Source organism: Hyphomicrobium denitrificans ATCC 51888 (assembly GCF_000143145.1).
GTDB lineage: Bacteria > Pseudomonadota > Alphaproteobacteria > Rhizobiales > Hyphomicrobiaceae > Hyphomicrobium_B > Hyphomicrobium_B denitrificans.
The window spans coordinates 1,796,389-1,820,897 of record NC_014313.1; the positions used below are offsets into that span (position 1 = coordinate 1,796,389).

The following is a 24,509-nucleotide window of genomic DNA, read 5'->3' on the forward strand; positions in this document are numbered from 1 at the left end:
GCAAATCACTGGCGGGTCGAGGCCAGCCAATCAAAGATCAAGCGGTGCGGAATAGCGCACCTCGGCGTCGTGCCGCTCACGATCGCGCGACTGCGCCGGCAGCGGCTTCGGCATTACCGCGCTTGGCGACCGTCGTCACCATGCGCAGCAATTCGCCGAAATCGAATGGCTTTGCCACATGAGCGGCCATGCCTGCCGCCATGCAGTTCTCGACGTCCGACGGGAAAGCGTTCGCCGTCATGCCGATGACGGGGGGAAGCGTGTGCTTCGGCGTCAGGCGACCGATCGCACGCGTGGCTGCGAGGCCGTCCATCCCTGGCATCTGAACGTCCATCAGCACGACATCGAATGAGTCATCCTCGACGCGTGCGATCGCTTCAGGGCCGCTGGCTGCGGTGATGACGTCGTGGCCGGCCCGTCTCAGCACCGCGGATGCGAGTTTTCTGTTCGGTTCGACATCGTCGACGACGAGAACCTTCAGCGGGCGCGGCTCGGCTCCGCCGGCATCGATTGCGTCCTGCTGCGCATCGCGATCGCGTGCGGCAATCTCCAGCGGGACCTCGAACCAGAACGTCGAACCCTCGCCCTCATGGCTTTCGATATCGATTTTGCCGCCGTTGGCCTGGACGATGCTTCTGCATATCGCAAGTCCCAGACCCGAGCCGCCGCGACGGTCGCGGCCATTATCGAGTTGGCTGAATCTCTGGAACAGGTTCGGTATCAGGTCGGCGCGAATGCCGGGCCCCGTGTCACGCACGAAAAAGCGAACGTTTGCCGAGTTCTCTTCCCTGTCGAGAATCTTGGCGCCGACCACGACCGATCCCTCCGACGTGAACTTGACGGCATTGTTCACGAGATTGAGCAGCACCTGCCGGAGGCGATGAGCGTCGGCCGTGAACGTCAGATCATGGAGATCGGGGTCTATTTCAGAACGAATGACCAAACCCTTTTCGCGCCCTTCGGCGAAGAAAAGCGCGACGCAGCCTTCGATCAGCGGCGGAAGCGTGACGCTGCTTTTTATGAACTTCAGCCGGCCCGCCTCGATCGCCGAGAAATCAAGGATATCGTTGACGATCGCGAGCAGCGCCTTGCCCGCGTCTCGCACGATGGACAGATCATTGGTGTCTTCGCGACTGAGACCTTGCCGCGCGAGCACCAGGCTCGTGTAGCCGATGATGCTGTTCAGAGGCGTGCGGATTTCGTGGCTCATGGTCGCGAAGAATTCGGACTTGGCGCTGGTCGCGCGCTCGGCCTCTTCGCGCGCCATCTTCGCCTCGGCCTCGGAAACCCGGATTTGATCGAGCGCGTGCAGACGTTCGAGGAACATGCGTCCGCCGATCGCGATCAAAAACAACAGGAACGCGAGGAAGCTTGCCGCGAGGGCGGCGAGAATGAAATTCTTTTCCGCTCCGAGGAGCCCCCATTTGACGATCAAAGGCGCGAGGATCGTGATCGCCGAGACCGCCGCTGCCGCCGGTACCGGCATCAACAGCAAACTCCCGCTCGCCGCCATTCCAACGGTCAGCGCAATCAGAATGATCTGGCGGTTATCATCGAGCCAACCAAGCCAGGTCACAGCGAGCACCGCCCAAGGCAACGAAAGCAAAAAGGCGTAAACGAGCGCGATATTTGCGCTGTGCACGTTTCGCCGCTTCGATTTCGTCTCAAACTTTCTCGCGTACGTCTGCAGGCCAATGCCGGTGCATATCGTCAACGAACAGATGGTCCAGACAAGTAGCCAGCCGAAAGGAATAGCGCCCACGAACGCGATGAACGCAATCACGGCGTTGATCGCGTACCCGATCATCGCGAACGTCGTTGTGCGCGCGATGCTCGTCATCTGCTCTTTGTAGACGCGGAGCCTAATGAGATGCATGGCGCAGATAATCTTCGATAGCATGAATTGCGCGGCCACCGGCATCGACGACGGCTGCTGAAAGGTCAGAGTCATACGGCGCATCTGGATCGTACCGGAGCTGATAGACCAATCGCTCGCTGGCAAGCGCAAGCTCTAGAAGGCCAAGCGTTTCAGCAGTCGTCGAGAGATCATGAAGAACCTTGAACTGCGCAGCAGGTGACGCGTCCTTGCATTTCTCGAATTCGTACAGCCGGTCGCGCAGCACGTCCTGAAAGTCGCCAATGATATCGAGCGCTGCAGACGTACCGATCGACTTTCGCATATCCGACAATCGTCGAGTATCGATGAGGGTTGCTGTAGATGTTCCGCCAAATACAGGCATGTCTCGATCAAAAATTCATCGGGTTACAAATCTAGCGCTATATTGGGGTATCCTGTCTTACCCCTGAATTAATCCGCACGCGGTCGCCGGCGACGAGCCATCGCTTCCTGCCCTAAAGTCGCAGGCTGGAGCCTTTGTTCCGGCGTTACAACGCGGCCATACGATCGCGGCAAGCCCCATTATTCGAGGCGTTTTTCAGGTGCTGACGATGTGAAATGAATTGTTAGCTATGATCGTAAATGCGGGGCCACGCACACGATCGGCGGGCGGATGTCGTCAGGATTTGTTCCGCCTGGCGACTAGTTTATCGGAGCCTGGGTGCCGGGTCTCAATCAATTTCCGTCCGACCCGAACCGTGTACCAAACGGCGAAGAATGGCGATGCCAGCAGGAGAACAGTGGCGTCCGACGTAAGACGGATACCGCGCACGACGACACGCGTGACGAGCGTTCTCGGACGCGGACCGTATTCATACGGCAATGCAGAAGTCTGAGGCAGTGGTGAACTCTGTTCCTCCCGATTTGCAACGGGAGCCGGGCGGCGCGCGACCGCAGATGACAACACGCGCCGTTTTGACGCCGCGAAACTGCGCGCGCGTTTTTTGAAGAGCGTTCGTTTTTGTGAGAGAGCGCTCGAACTCCGGGGCTTTACGCTTGACTGACCCACAACATCCCCGTTCCGTTCCGTCGTCGAAGCGCAAACGCGCCCTCGACGATCCTGGTTCCGCGAGATGTCTTTTTTGCGGCCTTCTTCTTACGCGGCAGCACCACGCAGAATGGAACGTCCGGCGTAAACTGCGACGTCGCCCAGCTCTTCTTCAATGCGGATCAGCTGGTTGTATTTCGCGAGTCTGTCGGAACGCGACAGCGAGCCCGTCTTGATCTGACCGCAGTTCGTCGCAACCGCAAGATCGGCAATCGTCGAGTCTTCTGTTTCACCGGAACGATGCGACATCACCGCGGTGTAGCCTGCACGCTGCGCCATGCTGACGGCGTCGAGCGTTTCGGAGAGCGAACCGATCTGGTTGACCTTCACGAGAATGGAGTTCGCAGTCGATTTCGCGATGCCGTCCGCGAGGCGCTTCGTGTTGGTCACGAAGAGATCGTCGCCGACGAGCTGGCAGCGGTTTCCAAGAAGCTCCGTCAGCAGCTTCCAGCCGGCCCAGTCGTCTTCCGCCATGCCGTCCTCGATCGAAATGATCGGGAATTTGTTGACGAGGTTTTCGAGATATTTGGCGTTGCCCGCGCTATCGAGCGTCTTTCCCTCACCCGCCAGCTCGTACTTGCCGTTCTTGAAGTATTCGGTCGACGCGCAGTCGAGCGCCAGAGCCACGTCCTCGCCCGGCTTGTAGCCGGCCTTTTCGATCGACTTGACGATGAACGACAGAGCTTCTTCGGCGCTCTTCAGGTTCGGCGCGAAGCCGCCTTCGTCACCGACCGACGTCGAGTGACCGGCATCCTTCAAATTCTTCTTCAGCGTGTGGAAGACTTCAGCGCCGATCCGGATCGCATCGGCGCATGTCTCTGCCGCGATCGGCATGATCATGAATTCCTGAATGTCGATCGGATTGTCGGCGTGCGCGCCGCCGTTGATGATGTTCATCATCGGCACGGGGAGAACGTGCGCGTTGACGCCGCCGAGATAGCGATAGAGCGGCAGGTTGTTGGAGATCGCGGCAGCCTTGGCGGCCGCAAGCGATACGCCCAAAATCGCGTTGGCGCCGAGGCGGCTCTTGTTCGCCGTTCCGTCGAGCTTGATCAGCGCCGCGTCGATGCCGCGCTGATCCTCGGCGTCCATGCCAGCCAACGCATCGAAGATTTCGCCGTTCACGGCGTCGACGGCTTTCAGTACACCCTTGCCGAAATAGCGGTCCTTATCTCCGTCGCGAAGCTCGATCGCCTCGTGCGCACCGGTCGACGCTCCGGACGGGACGGCGGCGCGGCCCTCGGCTCCATCTTCGAGGAGCACATCGACCTCGACCGTCGGGTTGCCACGGCTGTCCAGAATTTCGCGGCCGATGATATCGACGATGGCGGTCATGAGAGTTCCTAAATTTTGGCGTTGGTCGGCCCGGGCGGGACCAGAGAATTTGCGCCTGGGTTGTAAACTCTATTACTACAGGAGCAAAGTCCTGCCGGGCGATGTCTCCCTACCCGAACGGCTAGTTAACTGAAAGGCGGAGCGTATGGCGGAAGCGAAAACCTGGACGGGCGGCTGCCACTGTGGCCTGGTTCGCTACGAGGTCGAATCGGATCTTGCAAGCCTGGTCACCTGCAACTGTTCCATTTGCCAGAAGCGCGGATCGATCCTGACATTCGTGCCACTCGCCAAGTTTCGGCTGTTGTCGGGCCGTGAGGCGCTGACGGACTACCAGTTCAACAAGCATATCATTCATCACCTGTTTTGCTCGACCTGCGGCGTTGCTTCGTTCGCGGAGGGCGACAATCCGAACGGAGGCCCAATGGTCGCCGTCAACGTGCGCTGTCTCGACGGCGTCGATGTCACTGCAATGACGCCAACCCAATTCGACGGAAGAAGTCTCTAGACCGTGCCCCAAACGTCTGCCCTCGTCCTTTTTTCAGGCGGCCAGGATTCGACCGTTTGTCTCGCCTGGGCGCTCGACCGCTACGAACGTGTCGAAACCGTCGGGTTCACCTATGGCCAGCGCCATGCCGTCGAACTGGCGCAGCGGCCGGTCATCCGGTCCAAGCTTGCGAACCTCAGCGGCGGATCGAAGCTCGGCGACGACGCCGTGCTCGATCTTCCGGCGCTGCAGAGCATCAGCGACACGGCGCTGACGCGCGAAACCGAGATCACCTTCGCCGCGACGGGGTTGCCAACAACGTTCGTTCCAGGGCGCAATCTCTTGTTTCTCACCTACGCGGCGGCACTGGCGTATCGCCGGGGCATCGGGACGCTCGTCGGCGGCATGTGCGAGACGGATTTTTCCGGCTACCCAGATTGCCGGAATGCGACCGTCCAAGCGCTGGCGCAAGCGCTGTCGCTCGGGCTCGATACGCATCTCGAAATCGAGACACCGCTGATGTTCATCGACAAGGCGGCGACGTGGGATCTCGCGGACAAGCTCGGCGGGAAAGCCCTTGTCGATCTGATCGTCGAAGATACGCACACGTGCTATCTCGGCGATCGTTCGCATCGCCATGCGTGGGGATATGGTTGCGGAACTTGTCCGGCTTGCGAGCTTCGCGCCAAGGGATGGAATGAATGGCAGGCTCGGACGACCTGAAGCGCGGCGTCGAGTTGGCGCTCAATGGCGATTGGGAGGGCGCACACGCCATCGCGCAGCAGAGCGAGAGCGATCCGGACTTCTGCTGGCTGCACGCCTGCCTGCACAAGATCGAAGGCGATCCAAACAACAGCCGCTACTGGTACGTCAAGGCGGGGCGGCGGTTCGAGGATTTCAGCGAAACCGGCGACGAGTTGCGCGCACTTCTTGCGTCGCTCGCCTGAGAGAAATCAGAACTCGAAGATGAGGCACGTCGTCGTGGCGTGCGCGAGCAGTTTGCCGTTGGCATCCGTCAGGCGGCCTTCCGCCGCCGCGCCGCGCCGACCTCGGCTCAACAGCGTTCCTTCGGCGCGGACGATGCCGGTTTCCTTCGTCACAGGGCGCAACAACGAGACCTTGAATTCCATTGTCGTAAAACCGGTGCCCTTGGGCAGCGCGGAGAGCACGGCGCAGGCCATGCACGAGTCTAGCAGCGTCGCGGTATATCCGGCGTGCACGGTACCGATCGCATTGTAGTGCTCGAACACGGGTGTCGAGACGAACACGGCGCGCCCCTGCTCCACCTCGGCGAGTTCTAGGCCGAGCGTCTTCGCGATCGGCATGCCCGGCAACTCGCCGCGCTGCATTTTCTGCAAGTATTCGAGGCCCGTCATCGAGGCGAGCAACTCGGGGCTAACAATGACTGTCGAAACGTCGGGGGGCTGGCTTGCTGTCATGGCGGCCGTTCATGGCTTGCTTAGGAAAAACGCGCAACCGGCAGCGGATACGCAGCGCGAGATTCACGGCTCCGGTGCTTCGTGTCCACCCTTAACTTGGCCCGGGCAAAGGAACCGCAGGTCCACACGCTTCATACCGCTGAAGCAAAGCGCCGTGGGCCAGAATCGCGGCAGCCGAGGTGAGACAACCCATCTCGTCGGCTTTGATTCCTCGCAAATGGCGTTGCGAACGATCCGGCTATGCTCGCCGACACGCTCTCCAGCGATATAGCCATTTGGAAATTTGACGCTGGGCCGACGGCGGCGCCGCGCCGCATTTGCAGGAAACGCAATGGATTTTTCCGAACTGATCGCACAGGTGACGAGGCCTGACCCTCCGAAGGAGCTTGCGTTGCAACTGTTGCAGCGTTCGCGCGAACCGGCGCTCGCGTTGCAGCTCTTCGCCGCCGCGTCGAAGATCCGCGACGAGACGATGGGCAAAACGCTGTGGTGGTCGGCCGGTATCTCGTCGATGATGCCCTGCCGGGTCGAGCCGCTCTGCACATACTGCACTTATTTCACGGTCAAGTCGTTTCCGCTCGATGAGCTGGTTGCGTCGGTGAAGGCGATCGAAGACCTCGGAATCCGTCATCTGCATCTTTCCGGCGGCACCGATCTCGCAGGCTACGACAACGAACTCTGCGAAGCCGTCAATGCGATCCGCGACGTCTCGTCGATCGAGATCGAAATCAATCTCGGGCCATCGCTGACGCGAAACGGCGTGCGGCGGTTAAAGCAGCTCGGCGTCGCCAGCATTACGAGTTCGCTGGAAACGTTCAATCCCGAGATCTTCGCCAAGGCAAAACCTGGCGACAGCCTGGACGCCAGGAAGGCATTGATCGAGATGTGTCAGGACGAGGGGATGCCCGTGCGCAGCATGATCCTCGTCGGTCTCGGCGAAAGCGAGGCGGACCGGATCGACCATCTCTATTGGCTGCTGCAATTCCCTCGACTCTATCATCTGCGCTTCTCGCGCTTCATGCCTTATCGAGGCACGTCATGGGAGGACCACCCGCGCTGCTCGCCCTGGGAGGTCGCACGCCTCGTTGCGGTGGCGCGCCTCCTGATGCCGCATGTCGACCTTGGCCTCGCCGCCGGCAACAGCCCCGACGACATCCCGCTCTGGTATGCCGCGGGCGGCGGCAATCAGGTGCTCGGCGCGTCCGTCTCCATGCGCCAGGGCAGAGTGAAGGCCCAGCCGGGAGAGACCGTCATTCCGGTGACGGATCGGGTATCGCTGGTCAGCCGCATGGGGCACATCGAGCAGTTCGTTCGCGGTCTTGGCCGGGATATCGGCTCGGCGGCTCCGCAACTGCGCTAAGCCTCGGTGGTCTCGAAGCCTGCGACCTTAACTTGACTTGGCACACGGCGGCCCTAGAGCCTTTCCGAGGGAACCGCGGAAAGGCTCTAGCTCCTAGTGTTGTCGTGCTTCTGGTCGGAAAACCGGTTCCCACTTTTCCGGAAGCACTCCAGGTATCGCGCCATGTATGCCGTCAAAGAAATTTTCTACACGCTGCAGGGCGAAGGCACGAACGCCGGGCGGCCGGCGGTTTTCTGTCGCTTCGCGGGCTGCAACCTGTGGACCGGCCGCGAGGTCGACCGCGCCAAGGCCGTCTGCCAGTTCTGCGATACGGACTTCGTCGGCACCGATGGCGAGGGCGGCGGGCGCTTCCGAACGGCAGACGATCTGGCGCGGGCGTGCCGGGCCGCGTGCGGTTCCGATGGTGACATGCTTGTCGTTCTGACGGGCGGCGAACCCATGCTGCAAGTCGACCAGGAACTGGTCGACGCCCTGCACGCGCGCGGCTTCACGATCGCCATCGAAACGAACGGCACGCTGCCCGTGCTCGAGACGATCGACTGGATCTGCGTGTCGCCGAAAGCCGGTTCGCAACTTCAGCAGAAGCACGGCCACGAGTTGAAGCTGGTCTATCCGCAGGAGGGTGTCGATCCGGCGGACTATGCCGATCTCGCCTTCCAAACCCGTTTTCTGCAACCGATGGACGGGGCGACGCGCGAAGCCAACACGCAGGCGGCCGTCGCTTATTGCAAAGCGAACCCTGGGTGGCGGCTATCGCTTCAGACCCATAAACTGCTCGGAATTCCTTAATTTAACGCCTTTCCGCGCCAGCTTGCCGCGAACGCGGCCGACCGCGCGGGGTGGCGCGGCCCGGCGAAATCCCCTATTTCAGCGCGATGCAGATCTACAAAGACTTCAGGTTCGAGGCGGCGCACTTTCTGCCCTCCGCAGCGCCGGGCACGCCGAATGCGCGCGTGCACGGGCACTCGTTCCGCGCTCGCGTCGTCGTCGAGGGCGAGCCCGGCCGCGACACGGGCTACATCTTCCATTTCGATGAGCTGTCGTCGGCATTGCGCGAGACAGAGGAAGACCTCGATCACCGCATGCTGAACGACATCGAAGGCTTGAGCGCACCGACGCTCGAACGCATCGCAATGTGGATCTGGAACCGCTTATCGAACCGCGTGCCGGGTCTCGTTCAAGTCGAAGTGCATCGCGACAGCTGCAATGAGGGCTGCGTTTATCGCGGGCCTTCGCGCTCAACTCAACTCGCGGCGGAGTAACGACGATGGCTCGCAAGCCGCAGGTGAAACAGCTTGGCCGCAATGTCAGTCTGCCGCGCGATCCGGACGAAGCGGAGCTCGAACGCGTCGCAAATCCGCACGCCGACACGCATTACGCGGCGAGATTTACGGCGCCCGAGTTCACGTCGTTATGTCCGGTGACGGGTCAGCCGGACTTCGCGCATCTGGTCATCGACTACGTTCCGAATGCGTGGCTCGTCGAGAGCAAATCGCTGAAGCTCTATCTCGCGTCGTTTCGCAATCATGGGGCATTTCACGAGGATTGCACCGTGGCGATCGGTAAGCGCATCGCGGCGCTGATCGAACCGCATTATCTCAGGATCGGGGGATACTGGTATCCGCGCGGCGGCATTCCGATCGACGTATTTTGGCAGACGGGCACGCTTCCCAAAGATGTCTGGCTTCCCGATCAAGGCGTCCAAACGTACAGAGGACGAGGCTGAGCCTCGTCCTCCGCATAAATCCGTACGGATCAATCGCTACAGATTATCTGTAGTAGCGGTGATGACGGTGATGACGGTAGTGGGGGCGATAGTAGTTGTTACGCCAGCCGTAACGACGGTAGCTGTAACCCCACGGGCGAGCATACCCGCGATGACGCCAGTTATGGCGATGGCGCCAATGGCGACGGCGGTACTGTGTTTTCTCCACCAGCGAGTTGCCGGCCTTCGCGCTCGACTGCAGAGCCGAGACGTTGCTGCCGATCGTGGCAGCTTGCGAGCCGGTGGCGGCAAAGCCGAAGCCTAATGCGAAGGCGACTGCCAAAAATAGTTTACGCATCGAATTCTCCTAAGCTGAGTGTGTCGTAAGATTTTGTCCGCCGAGCTTCAATTCGAATGCTCGTTGCGCAGCGAACAACTCCGCTTCTGTTGAACGCCGCAGCACGGTTTGCGCTGCAGGTTGTGTTCTAGGAGACGCCCGAGAACATGTTTGTTGAACTCATCAACGGGCGTCATCCGTCGGTCTTTCGTATCGCCGACAAAGATCCCGTCTTTGTGACGCGCGGTTGAACGACAGCTGAACGTATCTGCGACTTGAAGCGATAGGTGCGCCGGCAGATAGATAATTTTCTGAGAAGCAAATTAAACTGGCGGCGCACGATCCTCGGGGAGTGGGATGAATTCCTGTTCATCGCCGGGAACAATATCAAACTTGGCTTGCCGCCAATCGTTCCGCGCTTCGTTGATGCGCTCCTTCGAACTCGACACGAAATTCCACCAGATATGGCGCGGACCATCCATCGGTTCACCGCCTAAAAGCATCAGGCGGGCATTCGATTCCGCCAAGATGGAGATGCGGTCGCCGGGCTTGAAGACCAGAAGCTGACCGCTCTCGAACGACTCGCCCGCGATATCGATGCGGCCCGCCACGACGTAGACGGCGCGCTCATCATAGCCGGGATCGAGCGGCAGAATCGAACCCGGCGCGAGGACCGCTTCGGCATAAAAGCAGTCGTGCGGAAAGCTCGCAGGCGACGTCGCGCCATACAGCGATCCGACGACGAGGCGAACGCGTTTGCCCTCGCCTTCAAAGCGCGGAAGTTCATCGACCGCATGATGCGCGAACGCCGGAGCGGTTTCCTCGTGCGACTTCGGCAAGGCCATCCAAGCTTGAATGCCGAAAAGGTTCTGGCCGTCGGTACGCCGTTCCAGTCCGGTTCGTTCGGAATGAACGATGCCGCGTCCGGCCGTCATCAGGTTGACCTCGCCCGGCCGGATCGCCAAGGCCGATCCAAGACTGTCGCGATGCATGATCTCGCCATCGAACAGGTAGGTGACGGTCGAGAGCCCGATATGCGGATGCGGGCGGACGTCGATACCGCGACCGGCGAGGAACTGTGCCGGACCCATCTGATCGAAGAAAATGAAGGGGCCGACCATCTGCCGTTTTGCCGACGGCAACGCGCGGCGCACCTCGAACCCGCCGAGGTCGTGGGCGCGTGGAATGATGACGTGCTCGATCGCGTCGCACGACTTGGCGTCGCCCGGGATGGGATCGTTGTCGGTCAGCCAGCTCATCGGTACTCCTTCCTGCCCGCCAACCAGATGAAGGCGGCTGTCGGCAAATCGCGGTAAGTTCCGGCGTTCATCTTATTACGTTTTCATATCGGTTCTGCGCTTCCTGCGCATGCGTGGGATGAGTAAAAGGCGTAGGCCACGTTTGGAACCATTCCCATGAAACGCCTGATCGCCACGATCGTTCTCCTGCTGCCCCTCGCTCCACTCTCTGCGTACGCGCAGAAGATCGACTGCGAGAACGCCTCGTCCACCGTCGAAATGAACTTCTGCGCGGAGAAGGATTTCAAGGCGGCCGACAAGGATTTGAACGTCGCGTATGCCAATGCTGTCGCGTTCATCAAAGAACGCAAGCTCGATAAGCCCTATGACTCCGCGAGTTTCGAAGAGGCGCTACGCGTGTCGCAACGTGCCTGGCTCGCCTTTCGCGACGCCGACTGCAAGGACCTGATCGCCCAGGAATGGAGCGGCGGTACAGGGACGGCCGCGGCCAGCCTCGAATGCATGACGGCCAAGACGCAAGAGCGGACGAAAGAACTCAAAGACCGCTACGAAGAGCATTGACCGGTTCGAAGGACAGGCTCCCCGCCCCGCGATAGATCGGCAACCGTGGAGGGGAAAACTCCACCGCAAGCGCCGTCACCGCCACCGATCCGACGTTATTGCCACTTTAAACGAGGCCTTATCGTCAGACCGCTGCCAAGGTGAGTGATGGCACTCACTGACTGTTGGCCGGTCAAAGGAGACACATGTCCATGAAGCCGTCGCTCGCCACAACGTCCTCCATTCTCGCAGCCGCCGTCGCGGTCGTTGCGGCCGCCAGCATCGAGGCAAAGCCCGCTGCGGCTGCACCGAAGATCACGCTCGGCACGTTGAAGTGCAAAGGCCACGGCGGGGTCGGCCTCATCCTCGGCTCTAAAGAACAGATGCGCTGCGTGTTCACGACAGCCGTCAGCGCGCGCCGGCATCCGTACATGGCGACGATCACGAAGATCGGCGTCGATATCGGCTTCACGGGCGAAAGCACGCTGGTGTGGACCGTTCTCGGCACGACGGTCGACGTCGCGGAAGGCGCGCTTGAAGGCGGCTACGGCGGGGTTACCGCAGGCGTAGCCGTCGGCATCGGCGCCAATGCGAACGCGCTTATCGGCGGCTCCGGCAAATCGATCGTTCTGCAGCCCATCAGCGTCGAAGGCCAGACGGGCCTCAACCTCTCCGCCGGCGTCGCCGGACTGACGCTGGAGCGCGGCTAAGCGCTCGTACGCAAATCCGGCGGGATAGCTTCGGCGGCGAGGGATTTCAGAGCGTCGTCGAGGCTCATCACGGTCTGATCCTGTGAGCCGAGGCGGCGGACCGAAACTTTCCGCTCTTCCGCTTCGCGCTTGCCGACGACGAGCAGCACCGGAACTTTCGCCAGCGAGTGCTCGCGCACCTTGTAATTGATCTTCTCGTTGCGAAGATCGGTCTCGACGCGCAGGCCCAGCGCCTTCGCCTTTTGAGCGACCTCGTTGGCGTAGTCGTTAGCGTCCGAGACGATGGGCGCGACGACGATCTGCAGCGGCGCGAGCCACAGCGGGAAATGTCCGGCGAAGTTCTCGATCAGAATGCCGGTGAAGCGTTCGAGCGACCCGAACATCGCGCGGTGGACCATCACCGGCGTTTTCTTTTCCGAGTGCTCGTCGATGTAGAACGCGCCAAGGCGTCCGGCGAGGTTGAAGTCGACCTGAGTCGTGCCGCACTGCCAGTCGCGGCCGATGGCGTCCTTCAAAACGTATTCGAGCTTCGGACCATAGAACGCGCCCTCGCCCGGCTGGATTTCGGTCTTGATCAGGCCGTTCGAACGCCGCTTGACCTCGTCGAGCACGTCTCCCAGCGCCTTCTCGGCTTTGTCCCAAAGCTCGTCCGCGCCGACGCGTTTCTCGGGCCGGGTCGAAAGCTTGATGACGATCTCCTCGAAGCCGAAGTCCTTGTAGATCGAGAGCATCAGATCGTTGATCTTAAGGCATTCCTCCATGATCTGATCTTCGGTCAGGAAGATGTGCGCGTCGTCCTGGGTGAAGTGGCGCACGCGCAGCATTCCGTGCAGCGCGCCCGACGGCTCGTAGCGATGCACCTTGCCGAACTCGGCGATGCGATACGGCAGGTCGCGATAGCTCTTCAAACCGTTCTTGTAGATCTGCACGTGGCCAGGGCAGTTCATCGGCTTGCAGCAGAACACGCGCTCGTCCGGCAGAACGGTCGTGAACATGTTCTCTCCGTAGTTTTCCCAGTGACCGGAGAGTTCCCAGAAGTGCTTCTCCATCATGTCGGGAGAATTCACTTCCTCGTATCCGGCGCGCTGCTGCTGACGGCGCATATACGCAATCAGCGTTTGGAAAAGCGTCCAGCCCTTGGCGTGCCAGAAGACGGAACCCGGCGCTTCTTCCTGGAAATGGAAAAGGTCCATCTCGCGGCCGAGCTTTCTGTGGTCGCGCTTCTCGGCTTCTTCAAGCTGATGCAGATAGGCTTTCAGCTCATCCTCGGTCGCGAAGGCGGTGCCGTAGATGCGCTGCAGCTGCGGATTGTTGCTGTCGCCGCGCCAGTAGGCGCCCGCGAATTTCATCAGCTTGAACGCCTTGCCGATCTGGCCGGTCGAGGTCATGTGCGGACCGCGGCAGAGATCGAGCCATTCGCCCTGCTTGTAGATCTTCAGGTCTTCGCCCGCGGGGATCGCGTCGACGAGTTCGATCTTGAAGACCTCGCCCTTGTCGCGGAAGAACTTCTTGGCGTCATCGCGCGACCAGAACTCTTTCGTGAACGCCGCGTTCTTGGCGATGATCTCGCCCATCTTCTTTTCGATCTTCGGAATGTCTTCCGGCTCGAACGGCTGCTGCTTGGCGAAGTCGTAGAAGAAGCCGTTGTCGATCACCGGGCCGATGGTCACCTGGGTGCCGGGCCAGAGCGATTGCACTGCTTCCGCCATGACGTGCGCGGCGTCGTGCCGGATCAGCTCCAAGGCTGCCGGATCGGTGCGGGCGACGAAATTGATCGATACGTCTTTGTTGATCGGGTCGGCCAAATCCGACAGCACGCCGTCGAGTTGCATAGCGACGGTTCGCTTGGCGAGCGATGGCGATATGGATTTGGCGATTTCGAGGCCCGTCGTTCCGGCTTTGACCTGGCGCTGTTTGCCGTCGGGGAACGTAATGGTGACGTCGGTCATGTCGGGCCTCCTGTGCTCACTCGCCGCCAACGGGCGCGGCGTAAGACGATGTCGAGACCGCTAATGGGGGGACGGCCGGTTCAAGTCAAGGCGTCTTAACGGTTCGTGAATTGTCCGGTGGCCGCAGGCGTTGCCGAAGTCCTTACGGGACCGACGCAATTCTAGGGATTCGCAGAGGCCAATTCTTACGCTTCTGGCGTAGCGTCAGTTTCTCAGATCGGGGGAGCCGCCGTGTCAGCCGCAAAACTTCTCATCCGCAAGCGGATGGTCAACATCCAGGGCAAGGTGCGCCCGACATGTTTCGTGCAGGCAGTTGTCGAGCCCGCCGTGCAGGCTGCGCTCGAAACGCATTTCATGACCGAGACCTTGTTCCGCCGCGCCGCCTATTCGCAGAGCTGGCCCGAGGGCACCATCAAGATCCCGCCTGCGGTCGCACCGTCGCTCGCCGCGTTTCTGAAGAACGACGCGTGCCCGGAGATCACGGTGAAAACCATTCTCGCGGGGCAATTATACCAGGGCGCCAATGCCTGGGAGATGATGTGCTTCGAGCTGATCGCGAAAGTCGCGTTCGACAACCTGCTCGAACTGATGCGCAGCGTCATGCAGCTCGATCGCGATGTTTTCTTTCCCGGGTCGGCTCATGATCTTTCGGCTTTCGAGGCCGATGCAGCGTCGGACGCTTCGGTGCCTCAGTCGTCGGTCGCGGCCGCCTGAGCGTGCCGTCCCCATCGCCCGTAGCGCCACGGCGCGAACGGGTGGCGATCGGCGCGAATGTCCGGCACCGGATCTATTCCGTGGGTGCCGCCCGGTCCGCAGCGCAGGAAGCGCGATAGCGTCAGCCAGAAGCCGCGCCACGCGCCGTTGAGCTCGATGGCCTCTAACCCATACTGCGAGCACGTGGGCCAGTGGCGGCATTGGCCGCCGACCAGCGGTTTGAACGTGACACGATAAACGTGGATCGGCGCTTTCATCAGCGCCTTGGCAATGCGGCTCATCGATATTGGCTGGCAGCTAACAGACACAACCCTCAGCAAAGCCCATGTTCCTGCAAGAGCGCAAGTGCGGAGCTTGCGGGGCCTTCATCAAAGCGAAATCTGGGTTGCGGGGAAGTTTTACGGCTGCGGCGAGGCGGGAGACGCCGGGGCTGATGATTTCGAATCCGATGGCTGAGCGGCAGCAGCCTTGGCGGCTTCGGCGTCTTTGCGAGCGGTCTGCAACTCGGCGTTCAGTGTCTCGATCTGCTTTTGAAGCAGCACGACAGCTGCCTCGGCATCCGCCTTGGCTTTTTCGGCCGTCGCCCTGGCGTTTTCAGCGTCGGCTCTCGCCTTCTCCTGCTCCGCCTTGGCTGTGTTGGCGTCGTCCAAAGCCCGACCCGACTTCGCCTGCTGGTCTTCCGTGGCGGCGAGCTTCGATTTCAGGTCCTGAATTTCCTTGTCCAAGCCCTGAGTTTTCGCTTCGAGTTCGGTGACCTTCGCCATCGCCGTCGAGACGTCGGCCTTGCCTTCCTCGACCTGACGCAAGGCGTCGGCCTCGGCGGTTTTCAAGCGCGCGATTTCTTCCTGCGCGGTTTTCCGCTGACCGAGCGCATTGTCGACCTGCTTTCTCAATGCGTCGGCTTCGCTCTTGAGGGTGGAGAGCTGCCCTTCGGCCGACGTCTTGCCCTGAAGACCGTAAATCGTGAGCACTGCGAGGACGGCGATCGCGCCCCATTTGATCGCGCCCATGGGCGAATGGCTATCGCTGCCCGGTTTAACGTTGTCGCCGCTGGACGCCATCAACACTCTCCATTCCCTTCATCCCGCGCCGGTCCCTATGCGTGAGCCAAGGGCGAACGCGCGCAACCCCGTAGGGCATACCCGCAGGCGCGAAAGACTTCCACTCCCAGTTTTCCCGTTCGGGCGGAACACGCATGAGACAATGTCGCGGGAAGAAATGCTGCTCGGGACCAGGACGCAAAATATCGGAAAACCGACCCTTGCTGATGAGCGCCGGAGCGAGGCGCCGAATGTTTTTGTCGTAAAGGTTATTGCCCGGCGACCGCTGCGTCGCGCCCGGCGGCGATATCGTCAAGCGCGCTTTCAACAGCATCGAACACAAGCAGGGTCGATGCGTGGCGAGCCTTATAATTGCGAACCGGCTCCAGCGTTGCGAGGTCGGCCCAGCGCCCGGCCGGTGGAGGGCCGCCGTCCTTCAACATGGCGCGCATCTTTCTGGCGACGGCGCGAAGCTCATCGGGCGTCGATCCGACGATTTCGCGCGCCATGACGGAGGCCGAGGCCTGGCCCAGCAGGCACGCCTTGACGGACTGTCCGTAATCGCTGACGCGGCCGTCGCGGAGCGACAGATCGATGGTTACGGTCGAGCCACAGAGCTTGGAATGGGCCGTCGCCCGGGCATCGGCATGCTCCAGGCGTTCGGTGTGCGAAATCGCACCAGCCAGCTCCAGGATGCGCGTATTGTAGATTTCGTCGAGGTCGGCCATGGAAACCTATGGTTCACCGACGCCCTGCATCGACACTCGTCCAAATGCCCGGCTCGTCGTATATTGGGCCTTCTATATAGGGTACGCCGGCCGCCAAGGCGAGGACCGGCATTCGCTCGCAACGCTACGGATCACATGAAAAAGCTCACCCTCCCGACGCCCGTTACCGCGCTGTCGCCGCGCCGCCCGTCGCGCGCCGAGGCCGAAGAGGCCGTGCGCACGTTGATCGCCTGGAGCGGCGACAATCCGGCGCGTCCGGGACTGGAGAAAACCCCGGAGCGGGTGGCGGAAGCGTTCGGGGAATACTTCAAAGGCTACAAGCAGGACGCGCTGGCGGAACTTGCCCAGACGTTCGAGGATCCGTCCGGCTATAACGAAATGGTGCTGCTGAAGGATATCGCCTTCGAGAGCCATTGCGAGCACCATATCGCGCCCTTCTTCGGCAGCGCGCATGTCGCCTATCTGCCGTCGGACCGCATCGTCGGCTTGTCGAAGATCGCGCGCGTCGTCGATATCTTTGCCCGGCGTCTGCAGACGCAGGAAAGTCTTACCGAACAGATCGCGACAACGCTCGAGGAAGGGCTTCAAGCGAGAGGCGTCGCGATCATGATGAGCGCGCGTCATCACTGCATGGCGGCGCGCGGTGTTCAGCAGCGTGACGTGGCCACCGTCACGTTTCGTTTTCTCGGCGAGTTCGAGCGCAATTCGGCGTTACGCGATCGCTTCATGGCGGTGGTCCGCGACTAGCCGCCGTTCCGCAACAGGATCAACATGACTGATACGAGCAAAAGTTCGCCTGCGCTTCGGCCTGGCGAGACCATCGAACAGACGTCGTCCTTTCTTCCCAAGTTCGGTTCCGACGGACTGATTCCCGCCATCGTTTCCGATGCGAGATCGGGCAACGTTCTGATGTTCGCGCACATGAACGAACAAGCGCTTCAGCAAACGATCGCGACCGGGTTCGCGCACTTCTGGAGCCGGTCGCGCGGCAAGCTCTGGAAGAAGGGCGAGGAGAGCGGCAATCTTCTCTCCGTCAAAGAAGTCAGAACAGATTGCGATCAGGACGTCGTCTGGCTTCTCGCCGATGTCGAGGGCGACGGCGTTGCCTGCCACACGGGCGCGCCGTCCTGTTTCTATCGCCGCCTCATCGCGTCGCCGGACTCATCCGGAAGCCTGAGCCTCGAATCCGCTGGCCTGCCGCTTGACGCCGATCACGATTGACGTTCGCGCACGAGCTTGAGTTGCTTCAGCTACAATGGGCGTAACCGACTGCGTTCATCGATCGGTTACCTCTTGGTAGCGGCGTCTTAATGCGCCCGCGTTAGCATTCTCCAAAAGGAAAGACCTGAAAGGCCATCGCGCTTCGACGCGTTCCGCCCGAGACGGTCGGGAGTGCCACATGCCGGGGATGTCGGACGTAAAGGTCGGATTGGCGTTAGGCGGAGGCGCGGCGCGAGGATGGGCCCACATCGGCGTCCTCAAGGCGCTGGCGCGAGCCGGCATTCAGCCTGATATCATCGCGGGCACGTCGATCGGCGCGGTCGTCGGCGGCTGCTATTCCGCCGGTCACCTCGATAATCTTGAGCAATGGGCGCTCGACCTGACGCCGAAGCGGATCTTCGGATATCTCGATTTCAACCTCGCAGGCACGGGACTGATCAGCGGCCAACGGCTTTGCGGACGTCTCGAACAGCATCTCGGCGATTGCAATATCGAAAGCCTGAAAACGCGCTTCACCGCCGTTGCAACGGAAGTCGGCACGGGGCACGAGCATTGGCTGTCTCGCGGGCGGCTCGTCGATGCCGTTCGCGCGTCCTATGCGCTGCCCGGCGTGTTCAAGCCGGTCAAGGTCAACGGGCGCTGGCTATTCGACGGCGCGCTGGTCAATCCGATCCCGGTTTCGGTGTGCCGCGCGCTCGGCGCGAGGTACGTCATCGCGGTCAATCTCAATTTCGATATTCTCGGGCGCGGCAGCGTCATGTCGATGCCGGAAGCGCTCTATCAGGGGGACGACGAGCAAAGTCTCGCGGTGGATGAAGACGCGCGCGCGGATAAGGCGACGACCGGCGTTCGCGCCTTGCTGCATCGGCAGTTCTTCGGACGTGGCGACGGAGCGCCAGGAATCTCGACCGTCATGGTCGATGCGTTCAACATCGTGCAGGACCGCATCGCGCGATCTCGCCTCGCGGGCGATCCGCCGGACGTGATGATCTCACCCAGATTGCAGGATGTCGGGCTTTTCGATTTTCATCGCGCCAAGGAGGCGATCGAACGCGGCAGCCAGGCGCTCGAACGTCAGCTCGACGATATCGTTCGCGAGATCGGAACGCGAGAAACGAAACGCGCGCCGAGCGTCGAGGAACGCGGGCGCGCGCTGTCCATGTCGTCTTCGAGTGCGCTTCAGCCGGTCGCCAAGTAGCCGCGCATCGCGGTCACTTCCAACTCGACCTCAGCGGTGTGATGCTTGACGATATCGCCGATCGAGACGATTCCGATGAGAGCGTCGTCGTTGATCACTGGCAGATGACGGAAGCGGCCGCGCGTCATCGTATCCATGATCTCGTCGATCGTGCAGGTTTCCGAGCACGATACGACGTTACGGGTCATGCCACGACTTGCGGGCATTTTCAGTGCTTCCGCACCATGCTCGGCGATCAGGCGAATGATGTCGCGCTCTGAAATGATGCCGACGACCTTGCCGGTCTCGCCAACGATAACGATGGCGCCAATCTTGCGGCTCGACAAGCGTAGCGCGATTTCCTGAATCGTATCTTCCTGCCGCGCCGTCATCACACCGCGCGCCTTCGACTTGAGTATCTGTCCGATAATCACAGCTCCAGCCTCCATTTCTGGAAGACCGCGCCGAATATAGCGGACGATATGCGCCCTGGTGTCTATGGCGCGCTGTCCGGTATCTGGCCCGGCTTCCGCAGCGTCTCCCACTGATATGTCCGCTCTTGGCGGCGAACTATATCGAAGGCTGAGGCAATTTTGTCGCGAATGCAAGCACTCAATCGAATTCCGACGCAGGCGGAGCAGTGTTTTGCGTTGCAGCATCAAAAGCGCCGAATGCGAATAGGCCGAATACATATCCGCCGATATGCGCTTCCCATGCAATCGCGCCACTTTCACCGAATTTGCCAAATCCTACAATTGCCAGGAGATTTACGCCGACGAATACGAGCGACGCGAGAACGACGCGGCGATCTTTCAGACTTTGCACAAGCGACATGCGCGGAATCGATCGCGGTTGCTCGCGAAGCAAATAGCCTTCGCGGCGATCAATGGCGTTGAACAGGAACCGCATCACGCCGCCCATCATCGCGGAGATGGCGCCTGACGCGCCGATCACCGGTGCAGCAAGACCGGGATTGAACACGAGAAACAGCAGCGCGCCTGCGAGCCCGCCCATGATCGAGAAGGCGAGGAAGCGCAGGCTGCCAAGCCGCGCGCAAAGCACGGAGCCGAATGCCAGAAGCCACGCCGCATTAAATCCGAGGTGCATGATGTCGGCGTGCACGGTCATGTGGGTGATCAGCGACGTGATCGATGCGGTGTCGCCTCCGGGCAGCTGGGAAGCGAAGCCCGCATAGCGCGCCGGGATGAACGCCAGGGCGAGAACCCACCACTCGTATTGCAGCGGGGACAGAAGCGAGAGCGCAACGTGAACGGCGATCAAGACGGCGAGCGTCGCAAGCACTCCACCCGGCACATTGAAGATTGGTTCTCGCTTGGTCACGGGCTTCCCACTCTGACGGCTGGAGGGTTCGCGGCTCCCCGGCCTCGTTAAGGTTCATGTCGATCGCAGGCGCGTTAACCGGCTGCGTGCGCCGGGCTCCTCCCCGATGGCATGAAGGATGCTCCCTCGTCCACAGGTCCGACACTCGCCGCGACGGCGTGTACCGGAATGGCACGGCTCAGGCCGATACCTTAGCCAACAGGACGGGCGCATGCTCATGCAAGAATCTGTCAGTCAAGCGCTCTATTCATATTGGAATAGTCTCCGCGGCGACCGTGTGGCGCCGAAGCGCTTCGAAATCGAGCCATCGTGCATTTCGGGAAATCTGCCCGACACATTCATCCTGGAACGCGTCAGCCCATCGAGCTTGCGCTTCCGCCTCGCCGGAACTCGCATCTGCGAGGCGTTCGGCATCGATTTTCGCGGCGTCGATCTGTTCCGGCTTTTCGAGGATGGCGACGCGCGCATCATCGCGCAGCAAATCGCCAGCGCTTCAGAGGGTGCCGTCTGCGTGTTTCGGATCAGCGCCGGCAGCACGAGCGGGCTTTCGACTGAGTTCGAGCTTCTGATCTTGCCGCTGACGCACACGCGCGACACGGTAGATCGCTTCCTCGGCGCGCTGACGCCTGTCGCGAGGCCGAACTGGCTCGGAACCGTTGCGCTGACCCAACGCAAGCTCCTCAGCCATGAACTGATCTGGCCCGACGGCGTCGCCCTTCCCACAGAGCAAGGCAGCAATATTCCAGTCCTGATGCCGACGATCCGCGAGGCGCGGATCGTCCGCTCGAACCGGCGTCAATTCAGGGTTTACGAAGGCGGTCTCAGCCGCGTCGATAACGAGTGATCATTTTGGCTCAAAACTAACCTTTCGGCGCGTTAAGGGCGGCGAGAGCCAACATCGCAACCGATTATGACGCGCAAATTAGAAGTTCATTAAGGACCGTTCCTCATAGTCGAGGCGGGTCGTCTCCGAGCCGCTCGCGGCCGATGTCCCAACCAGGTTTTTTCAGGACCTCAAGGACCGGCAATGGCCGCGTATTCGACAACACTCCGCGAACATTTGCGCCCCCAGGACGCAGCCGTCGCGCGCGACATGCGCCGGCATCGCCGTTTGCCGTTGTCGCTGGCCGGACGCTTCATGCGCGCCGACCGAAACGAATTCAACTGCCAGCTCGAAAACATCTCCGTCGGCGGCGCGGCTGTCGTCTCTCCGCACGCGCCTGAAGTCGGCGAGCGCGTCATCGCGTATTTCGATCACCTCGGAGGCGTCGAAGGCGTCGTCGCGCGTCACACGCCCGATGGTTTTGCCTTCAGTTTCAAAGTCACCGAGCACAAGCGGGAAAAACTCGCAGCACAGATTATGTGGCTCATCAACCGGAGTGACTTCCCGGAAGAAGCCGGCCGTTTGCACGAGCGCGTCGGAACTCGCGGGCGACGGACGACGTTGAGGGTCGAAGACGTCATCATCGACGTGGAACTGCTCGATCTTTCAGCATCGGGCGCGTCGCTTGGTACGCCAGCACGACCGCCGCTCGGGAGTTTTGTCGTTGCCGGCAAAACCAGGGCAATCGTTCGGCGACATCATGCGCAGGGCATCGGGGTGCAATTCTTGACTCTGCAATCTCCCGAGGCGTTGCGCGACAGTTTTCCATAATCGTTTTGCGTTGGTTGTGTGATGCCCCAAATCGCCCGCCGAGTTGCCAAAATCTCGAAGTTAAATTTTTATACGTTTTTAGCGCGAATGCCGATGACAGCATTCATGCTAAAAACAAGTGTTTCGCGTAGTGTATCGTACCGTGTTCGAGGGCGTATCATGATGTACGGTAGCGTGGCCATTGGCGTGGCCTTGAGTTTTGTGGCCATGGCTATGCCGGCGGCGGCGCAGCACCTTGCCATAGTCAGTCCGGCAGCGAAGCGCGCTCCGGAATTCATGCGGATCTACGGCAGCTCGCAGCCTCCTTATGGCTTCGTCTCGTTCTGCGAGCGGGAGCCGTCGGAGTGCGTCTCCAAGAATTACACCGACGCGCGCATTGAGGCGACGCCGGAGAACCTGAGCGAGCTCGACGTCGTCAATCGCACGGTCAATCATGAGATCGAACCGGCGACCGATATGGAAGTTTACGGCGTCACCGAATACTGGACGCTGCCGAAGACGCGCGGCGACTGCGAGGACTACGCGCTTCTCAAGCGCCACCGTCTGATCGCACGCGGCTGGCCGTCGAGCGCGTTTCTCATGACGGTCGTTCGCGACGAAAAGAACGAAGGGCATGCGGTGCTGACCGTGCGCACGACGCTCGGCGACTACATTCTCGACAACAAGATCGACATCGTCCGGCTGTGGAACCAGACGCCGTACCACTACGTGATGCGGCAATCGTTTGTCGATCCGAAGGCGTGGGTCTCGCTCGATCCGAACGATGCTTCGACGCCGTCGGCAATTGCGGGCGTTCAGTCGAACCCGGAACCCACCGAGTTTCAGGGCATCGAAGTCTTTCCCTGAACCTGGCCCTAAAACTGGCCCCGAAACTGGTTCGAGCAATCAAGTCTCGCCTCTGCCGTCGGCATCAGGCGAGACTTGTGACCGTCGCGTGATATCGCGATTGGCGTCAGGATGCCTGTGGCTTTAGTCCGGCGGCAAAGCGCTTCCAGTTGGCGACGTAGCGTCCCGCGCCGCGCTGAAAGCGCACGATCTCGTCATCGCTGATCTGACGGATGATCTTTCCCGGCGAGCCCATCACCATCGAACGCGGCGGAATTTCCTTGTTCTCGGGGATCAGCGTATTCGCTCCGATGACGCATTCGTCACCGATCTTGGCGCCGTTCAGAATGATCGAGCCGATGCCGATCAGGCTGCCGCGCCCGATCGTGCAGCCGTGCAGCATGACCATATGGCCGATCGTGCAATCGGCGCCGATCGTCAGCGGGAAACCGGGATCGGTGTGCAGCACGCAGCCGTCCTGCACGTTCGAACGCTCGCCGATCGTGATCCACTCGTTGTCGCCGCGCAGCACCGCGCCGAACCAGACGCTGGCGTCCTCCTCCAGCTTGACCTTGCCGAGCACCACCGCGTTGGGCGCGACCCAGAAGGCTCCACTGGCAGGCGTTGCAACGTCAACGCCGTCCAGGTTGTAGAGAGTCATCGGCAATTCCTCGCAGTCTCAAACGCCTTCGAGATCCATATCGAGGATGGCCATCTGCAGCTGATAGGAGATCTCGCCCTCGTCTTCTTCGCGATAGAGCGCGGCGACGAACTCGCCGTTGATGAAGACCTCGGCCATGTCGTCTTTCTTCGGCTGCGGCCGAACTTCCAACGACGGCGCGCCGAACGTTTTACGCAAATAGGCCTGCAGCTTTGCTAGCTCGTCTTTCTTCAAGTTTTTCTCTCCTGGTGAGCGTCAGAGGCCGCCGAAATCGTCAACCCAACCCTGCTCCATCGAGCGGGCGGGTTCCGAACAACCGGCACTGCCAACAATTTTTGCCGGAACTCCGGCGACGGTAACATTCGGAGGAACGTCCGATAGGACGACCGACCCGGCGGCGATGCGCGAGCACGAGCCGACTTTGATGTTGCCGAGGATTTTAGCGCCCGCTCCGACGAGGACGTTATCGCCGATCTTGGGGTGGCGGTCTCCTGTTTCCTTGCCGCTGCCGCCGAGCGTCACGGCATGCAGGAACGAGCAGTTGTCGCCGGCGGCCGCCGTTTCGCCAACGACGAAGCCGGTCGCGTGATCGAGCATGATCCCCTGCCCGAAGCGCGCCGCCGGGTGAATGTCGACGCCGAAAAAGCGCGAGCCCTGGCTTTGCAGATAAAGCGCGAAATCGCGGCGGCCTCTTTTCCAAAGCGCGTGCGCGAAGCGATGCGTGACCAGCGCGTGAAAGCCTTTGAAATAGAGCAGCGGGTCGAGATAGCGCGTGCAGGCCGGATCGCGATCGTAGACGGCCGAGAGATCGGCCCGGAAAATCTTGCCGAGTTTATTGTCGTCCTGAAGCACGCCGAGGAACGTCTGCGAGATCAGCCCGGCGTCGACGTCGGTGTGATTGAGACGCTGCGCGAGACGATGGCATATCGCCTCCTCGAGATGCTCATGGCTCAGAACCGTCGCAAAGATGAAACTGCCGAGCGCGGGCTCCGCCGTCATCGCGGCCTGCGCCTCGGACCGTATCTGCGCCCAGATAGGGTCGACGATCTGGATCTTCGTCGTTGCTGTCTTGGCGTTCGACACGT

31 protein-coding genes are annotated in these 24,509 nt (G+C 61.0%); 16 read left to right on the plus strand and 15 right to left on the minus strand.

All coding sequences use genetic code 11. The features are described 5' to 3' along the window. Positions 1–76: 76 nt before the first annotated feature. From HDEN_RS17760 to eno, 3 genes are all read right to left on the minus strand, one after another. Positions 77–1,876 carry an ATP-binding protein gene (locus HDEN_RS17760; protein WP_049775270.1) on the minus strand — a complete coding sequence of 600 codons (1,800 nt, stop codon included), beginning with the start codon at positions 1,874–1,876 and terminating at the stop codon, positions 77–79. Then, on the minus strand, positions 1,863–2,180 hold the full coding sequence (locus HDEN_RS08680; protein WP_013215729.1) for a hypothetical protein: 318 nt from the start codon (positions 2,178–2,180) through the stop codon (positions 1,863–1,865). Before HDEN_RS08680 ends, HDEN_RS17760 begins: the two co-directional genes overlap by 14 nt. 813 nt (positions 2,181–2,993) lie before the next feature. Then, positions 2,994–4,280 (minus strand): phosphopyruvate hydratase, encoded by a 1,287-nt coding sequence (eno, locus tag HDEN_RS08685; protein WP_013215730.1) that lies wholly within the window; start codon positions 4,278–4,280, stop codon positions 2,994–2,996. A 145-nt stretch (positions 4,281–4,425) separates the two neighbouring features. Between eno and HDEN_RS08690 the strand changes: the two genes are divergently transcribed. Genes HDEN_RS08690 through HDEN_RS08700 form a run of 3 tightly spaced genes read left to right on the plus strand, consistent with a single transcriptional unit; the run spans position 4,426 to position 5,711 of the window. Then, positions 4,426–4,785 (plus strand): GFA family protein, encoded by a 360-nt coding sequence (locus tag HDEN_RS08690; protein WP_013215731.1) that lies wholly within the window; start codon positions 4,426–4,428, stop codon positions 4,783–4,785. Between the two features lie 3 nt (positions 4,786–4,788). Further along, on the plus strand, positions 4,789–5,487 hold the full coding sequence (gene queC, locus HDEN_RS08695; protein WP_013215732.1) for a 7-cyano-7-deazaguanine synthase QueC: 699 nt from the start codon (positions 4,789–4,791) through the stop codon (positions 5,485–5,487). After that, entirely contained in the window at positions 5,466–5,711 is a 246-nt protein-coding gene (locus tag HDEN_RS08700) for a hypothetical protein (protein ID WP_013215733.1), read from the plus strand. The genes queC and HDEN_RS08700 overlap by 22 nt, the downstream gene beginning before the upstream one ends. Before the next feature lie 6 nt (positions 5,712–5,717). Here the strand turns inward: HDEN_RS08700 and HDEN_RS08705 are convergent, their stop codons facing one another. Beyond that, entirely contained in the window at positions 5,718–6,203 is a 486-nt protein-coding gene (locus HDEN_RS08705) for a PaaI family thioesterase (RefSeq protein WP_013215734.1), read from the minus strand. 331 nt (positions 6,204–6,534) lie between these two features. Between HDEN_RS08705 and HDEN_RS08710 the strand changes: the two genes are divergently transcribed. The 4 genes from HDEN_RS08710 to queF all read left to right on the plus strand — a co-directional run bounded on the left by HDEN_RS08710 (position 6,535) and on the right by queF (position 9,289). Then, the gene (locus HDEN_RS08710; protein ID WP_013215735.1) at positions 6,535–7,563 is read left to right on the plus strand and encodes a radical SAM protein; all 1,029 of its coding nucleotides are present in this window, start codon (positions 6,535–6,537) and stop codon (positions 7,561–7,563) included. A gap of 162 nt (positions 7,564–7,725) precedes the next feature. After that, on the plus strand, positions 7,726–8,352 hold the full coding sequence (queE, locus tag HDEN_RS08715; protein ID WP_013215736.1) for a 7-carboxy-7-deazaguanine synthase: 627 nt from the start codon (positions 7,726–7,728) through the stop codon (positions 8,350–8,352). 50 nt (positions 8,353–8,402) lie between these two features. Next, positions 8,403–8,825: a 6-pyruvoyl trahydropterin synthase family protein gene (locus HDEN_RS08720; RefSeq protein ID WP_013215737.1), complete on the plus strand. Its 423-nt coding sequence runs from the start codon at positions 8,403–8,405 to the stop codon at positions 8,823–8,825. A gap of 5 nt (positions 8,826–8,830) precedes the next feature. Then, positions 8,831–9,289: a preQ(1) synthase gene (gene queF, locus HDEN_RS08725; protein ID WP_013215738.1), complete on the plus strand. Its 459-nt coding sequence runs from the start codon at positions 8,831–8,833 to the stop codon at positions 9,287–9,289. Positions 9,290–9,332: 43 nt separating this feature from the next. Here the strand turns inward: queF and HDEN_RS17975 are convergent, their stop codons facing one another. Next, a complete protein-coding gene (locus tag HDEN_RS17975; RefSeq protein WP_013215739.1) occupies positions 9,333–9,626 on the minus strand; it encodes a hypothetical protein in 294 nt (97 codons plus the stop codon). Between the two features lie 302 nt (positions 9,627–9,928). Beyond that, entirely contained in the window at positions 9,929–10,864 is a 936-nt protein-coding gene (locus HDEN_RS08730; protein WP_013215740.1) for a pirin family protein, read from the minus strand. 156 nt (positions 10,865–11,020) lie between these two features. On the opposite strand from HDEN_RS08730, the gene HDEN_RS08735 reads away from it, so the two are divergent. Next, on the plus strand, positions 11,021–11,425 hold the full coding sequence (locus HDEN_RS08735) for a lysozyme inhibitor LprI family protein (protein WP_013215741.1): 405 nt from the start codon (positions 11,021–11,023) through the stop codon (positions 11,423–11,425). Positions 11,426–11,610: 185 nt separating this feature from the next. Next, positions 11,611–12,114, plus strand: a complete 504-nt coding sequence (locus HDEN_RS08740; protein WP_245256766.1) for a DUF992 domain-containing protein — start codon at positions 11,611–11,613, stop codon at positions 12,112–12,114. Here HDEN_RS08740 and thrS read toward each other — a convergent pair. Further along, the gene (thrS, locus tag HDEN_RS08745; protein WP_013215743.1) at positions 12,111–14,063 is read right to left on the minus strand and encodes a threonine--tRNA ligase; all 1,953 of its coding nucleotides are present in this window, start codon (positions 14,061–14,063) and stop codon (positions 12,111–12,113) included. The two genes, HDEN_RS08740 and thrS, sit on opposite strands and share 4 nt — an antisense overlap. 231 nt (positions 14,064–14,294) lie before the next feature. Here thrS and HDEN_RS08750 point away from each other — a divergent pair, with 231 nt between their 5' ends. Beyond that, complete coding sequence (locus HDEN_RS08750; protein WP_013215744.1) at positions 14,295–14,777, plus strand: hypothetical protein; 483 nt, start codon at positions 14,295–14,297, stop codon at positions 14,775–14,777. Here the strand turns inward: HDEN_RS08750 and yidD are convergent. The 3 genes from yidD to HDEN_RS08765 form a co-directional block, all read right to left on the minus strand. Then, positions 14,753–15,058 carry a membrane protein insertion efficiency factor YidD gene (yidD, locus tag HDEN_RS08755; RefSeq protein WP_013215745.1) on the minus strand — a complete coding sequence of 102 codons (306 nt, stop codon included), beginning with the start codon at positions 15,056–15,058 and terminating at the stop codon, positions 14,753–14,755. The two genes, HDEN_RS08750 and yidD, sit on opposite strands and share 25 nt — an antisense overlap. Positions 15,059–15,175: 117 nt before the next feature. Beyond that, entirely contained in the window at positions 15,176–15,838 is a 663-nt protein-coding gene (locus HDEN_RS08760) for a hypothetical protein (RefSeq protein WP_013215746.1), read from the minus strand. Between the two features lie 248 nt (positions 15,839–16,086). After that, the gene (locus tag HDEN_RS08765; protein WP_013215747.1) at positions 16,087–16,545 is read right to left on the minus strand and encodes an iron-sulfur cluster assembly scaffold protein; all 459 of its coding nucleotides are present in this window, start codon (positions 16,543–16,545) and stop codon (positions 16,087–16,089) included. 135 nt (positions 16,546–16,680) lie between these two features. On the opposite strand from HDEN_RS08765, the gene folE reads away from it, so the two are divergent. From folE to HDEN_RS08780, 3 genes are all read left to right on the plus strand, one after another. Beyond that, on the plus strand, positions 16,681–17,292 hold the full coding sequence (gene folE, locus HDEN_RS08770) for a GTP cyclohydrolase I FolE (RefSeq protein ID WP_013215748.1): 612 nt from the start codon (positions 16,681–16,683) through the stop codon (positions 17,290–17,292). Between the two features lie 24 nt (positions 17,293–17,316). After that, positions 17,317–17,766 (plus strand): phosphoribosyl-AMP cyclohydrolase, encoded by a 450-nt coding sequence (hisI, locus tag HDEN_RS08775; RefSeq protein ID WP_013215749.1) that lies wholly within the window; start codon positions 17,317–17,319, stop codon positions 17,764–17,766. A 178-nt stretch (positions 17,767–17,944) separates the two neighbouring features. Then, positions 17,945–18,964, plus strand: coding sequence for a patatin-like phospholipase family protein (locus HDEN_RS08780; protein WP_013215750.1), 1,020 nt, complete (start codon positions 17,945–17,947; stop codon positions 18,962–18,964). Here HDEN_RS08780 and HDEN_RS08785 read toward each other — a convergent pair. Together HDEN_RS08785 and HDEN_RS08790 are read right to left on the minus strand one after the other, a co-directional pair. Beyond that, positions 18,946–19,488 (minus strand): CBS domain-containing protein, encoded by a 543-nt coding sequence (locus HDEN_RS08785; protein ID WP_245256767.1) that lies wholly within the window; start codon positions 19,486–19,488, stop codon positions 18,946–18,948. The two genes, HDEN_RS08780 and HDEN_RS08785, sit on opposite strands and share 19 nt — an antisense overlap. Positions 19,489–19,555: 67 nt before the next feature. Further along, positions 19,556–20,284 carry a rhomboid family intramembrane serine protease gene (locus HDEN_RS08790; RefSeq protein ID WP_013215752.1) on the minus strand — a complete coding sequence of 243 codons (729 nt, stop codon included), beginning with the start codon at positions 20,282–20,284 and terminating at the stop codon, positions 19,556–19,558. Between the two features lie 217 nt (positions 20,285–20,501). Here HDEN_RS08790 and HDEN_RS08795 point away from each other — a divergent pair, with 217 nt between their 5' ends. From HDEN_RS08795 to HDEN_RS08805, 3 genes are all read left to right on the plus strand, one after another. After that, positions 20,502–21,128, plus strand: coding sequence for a PAS domain-containing protein (locus tag HDEN_RS08795; protein ID WP_245256768.1), 627 nt, complete (start codon positions 20,502–20,504; stop codon positions 21,126–21,128). 183 nt (positions 21,129–21,311) lie between these two features. Further along, on the plus strand, positions 21,312–21,938 hold the full coding sequence (locus HDEN_RS08800; protein ID WP_013215754.1) for a PilZ domain-containing protein: 627 nt from the start codon (positions 21,312–21,314) through the stop codon (positions 21,936–21,938). 207 nt (positions 21,939–22,145) lie between these two features. Further along, positions 22,146–22,784, plus strand: coding sequence for a transglutaminase-like cysteine peptidase (locus HDEN_RS08805; RefSeq protein ID WP_245256769.1), 639 nt, complete (start codon positions 22,146–22,148; stop codon positions 22,782–22,784). A 106-nt stretch (positions 22,785–22,890) separates the two neighbouring features. On the opposite strand, the gene HDEN_RS08810 is transcribed toward HDEN_RS08805, so the two are convergent. Genes HDEN_RS08810 through cysE form a run of 3 tightly spaced genes read right to left on the minus strand, consistent with a single transcriptional unit; the run spans position 22,891 to position 24,507 of the window. Beyond that, a complete protein-coding gene (locus HDEN_RS08810; RefSeq protein ID WP_013215756.1) occupies positions 22,891–23,424 on the minus strand; it encodes a gamma carbonic anhydrase family protein in 534 nt (177 codons plus the stop codon). Between the two features lie 18 nt (positions 23,425–23,442). Then, a complete protein-coding gene (locus HDEN_RS08815; RefSeq protein WP_013215757.1) occupies positions 23,443–23,658 on the minus strand; it encodes a DUF3126 family protein in 216 nt (71 codons plus the stop codon). Positions 23,659–23,679: 21 nt separating this feature from the next. Further along, positions 23,680–24,507, minus strand: coding sequence for a serine O-acetyltransferase (gene cysE / locus HDEN_RS08820; RefSeq protein ID WP_013215758.1), 828 nt, complete (start codon positions 24,505–24,507; stop codon positions 23,680–23,682). Between the last annotated feature and the right edge of the window lie 2 nt (positions 24,508–24,509).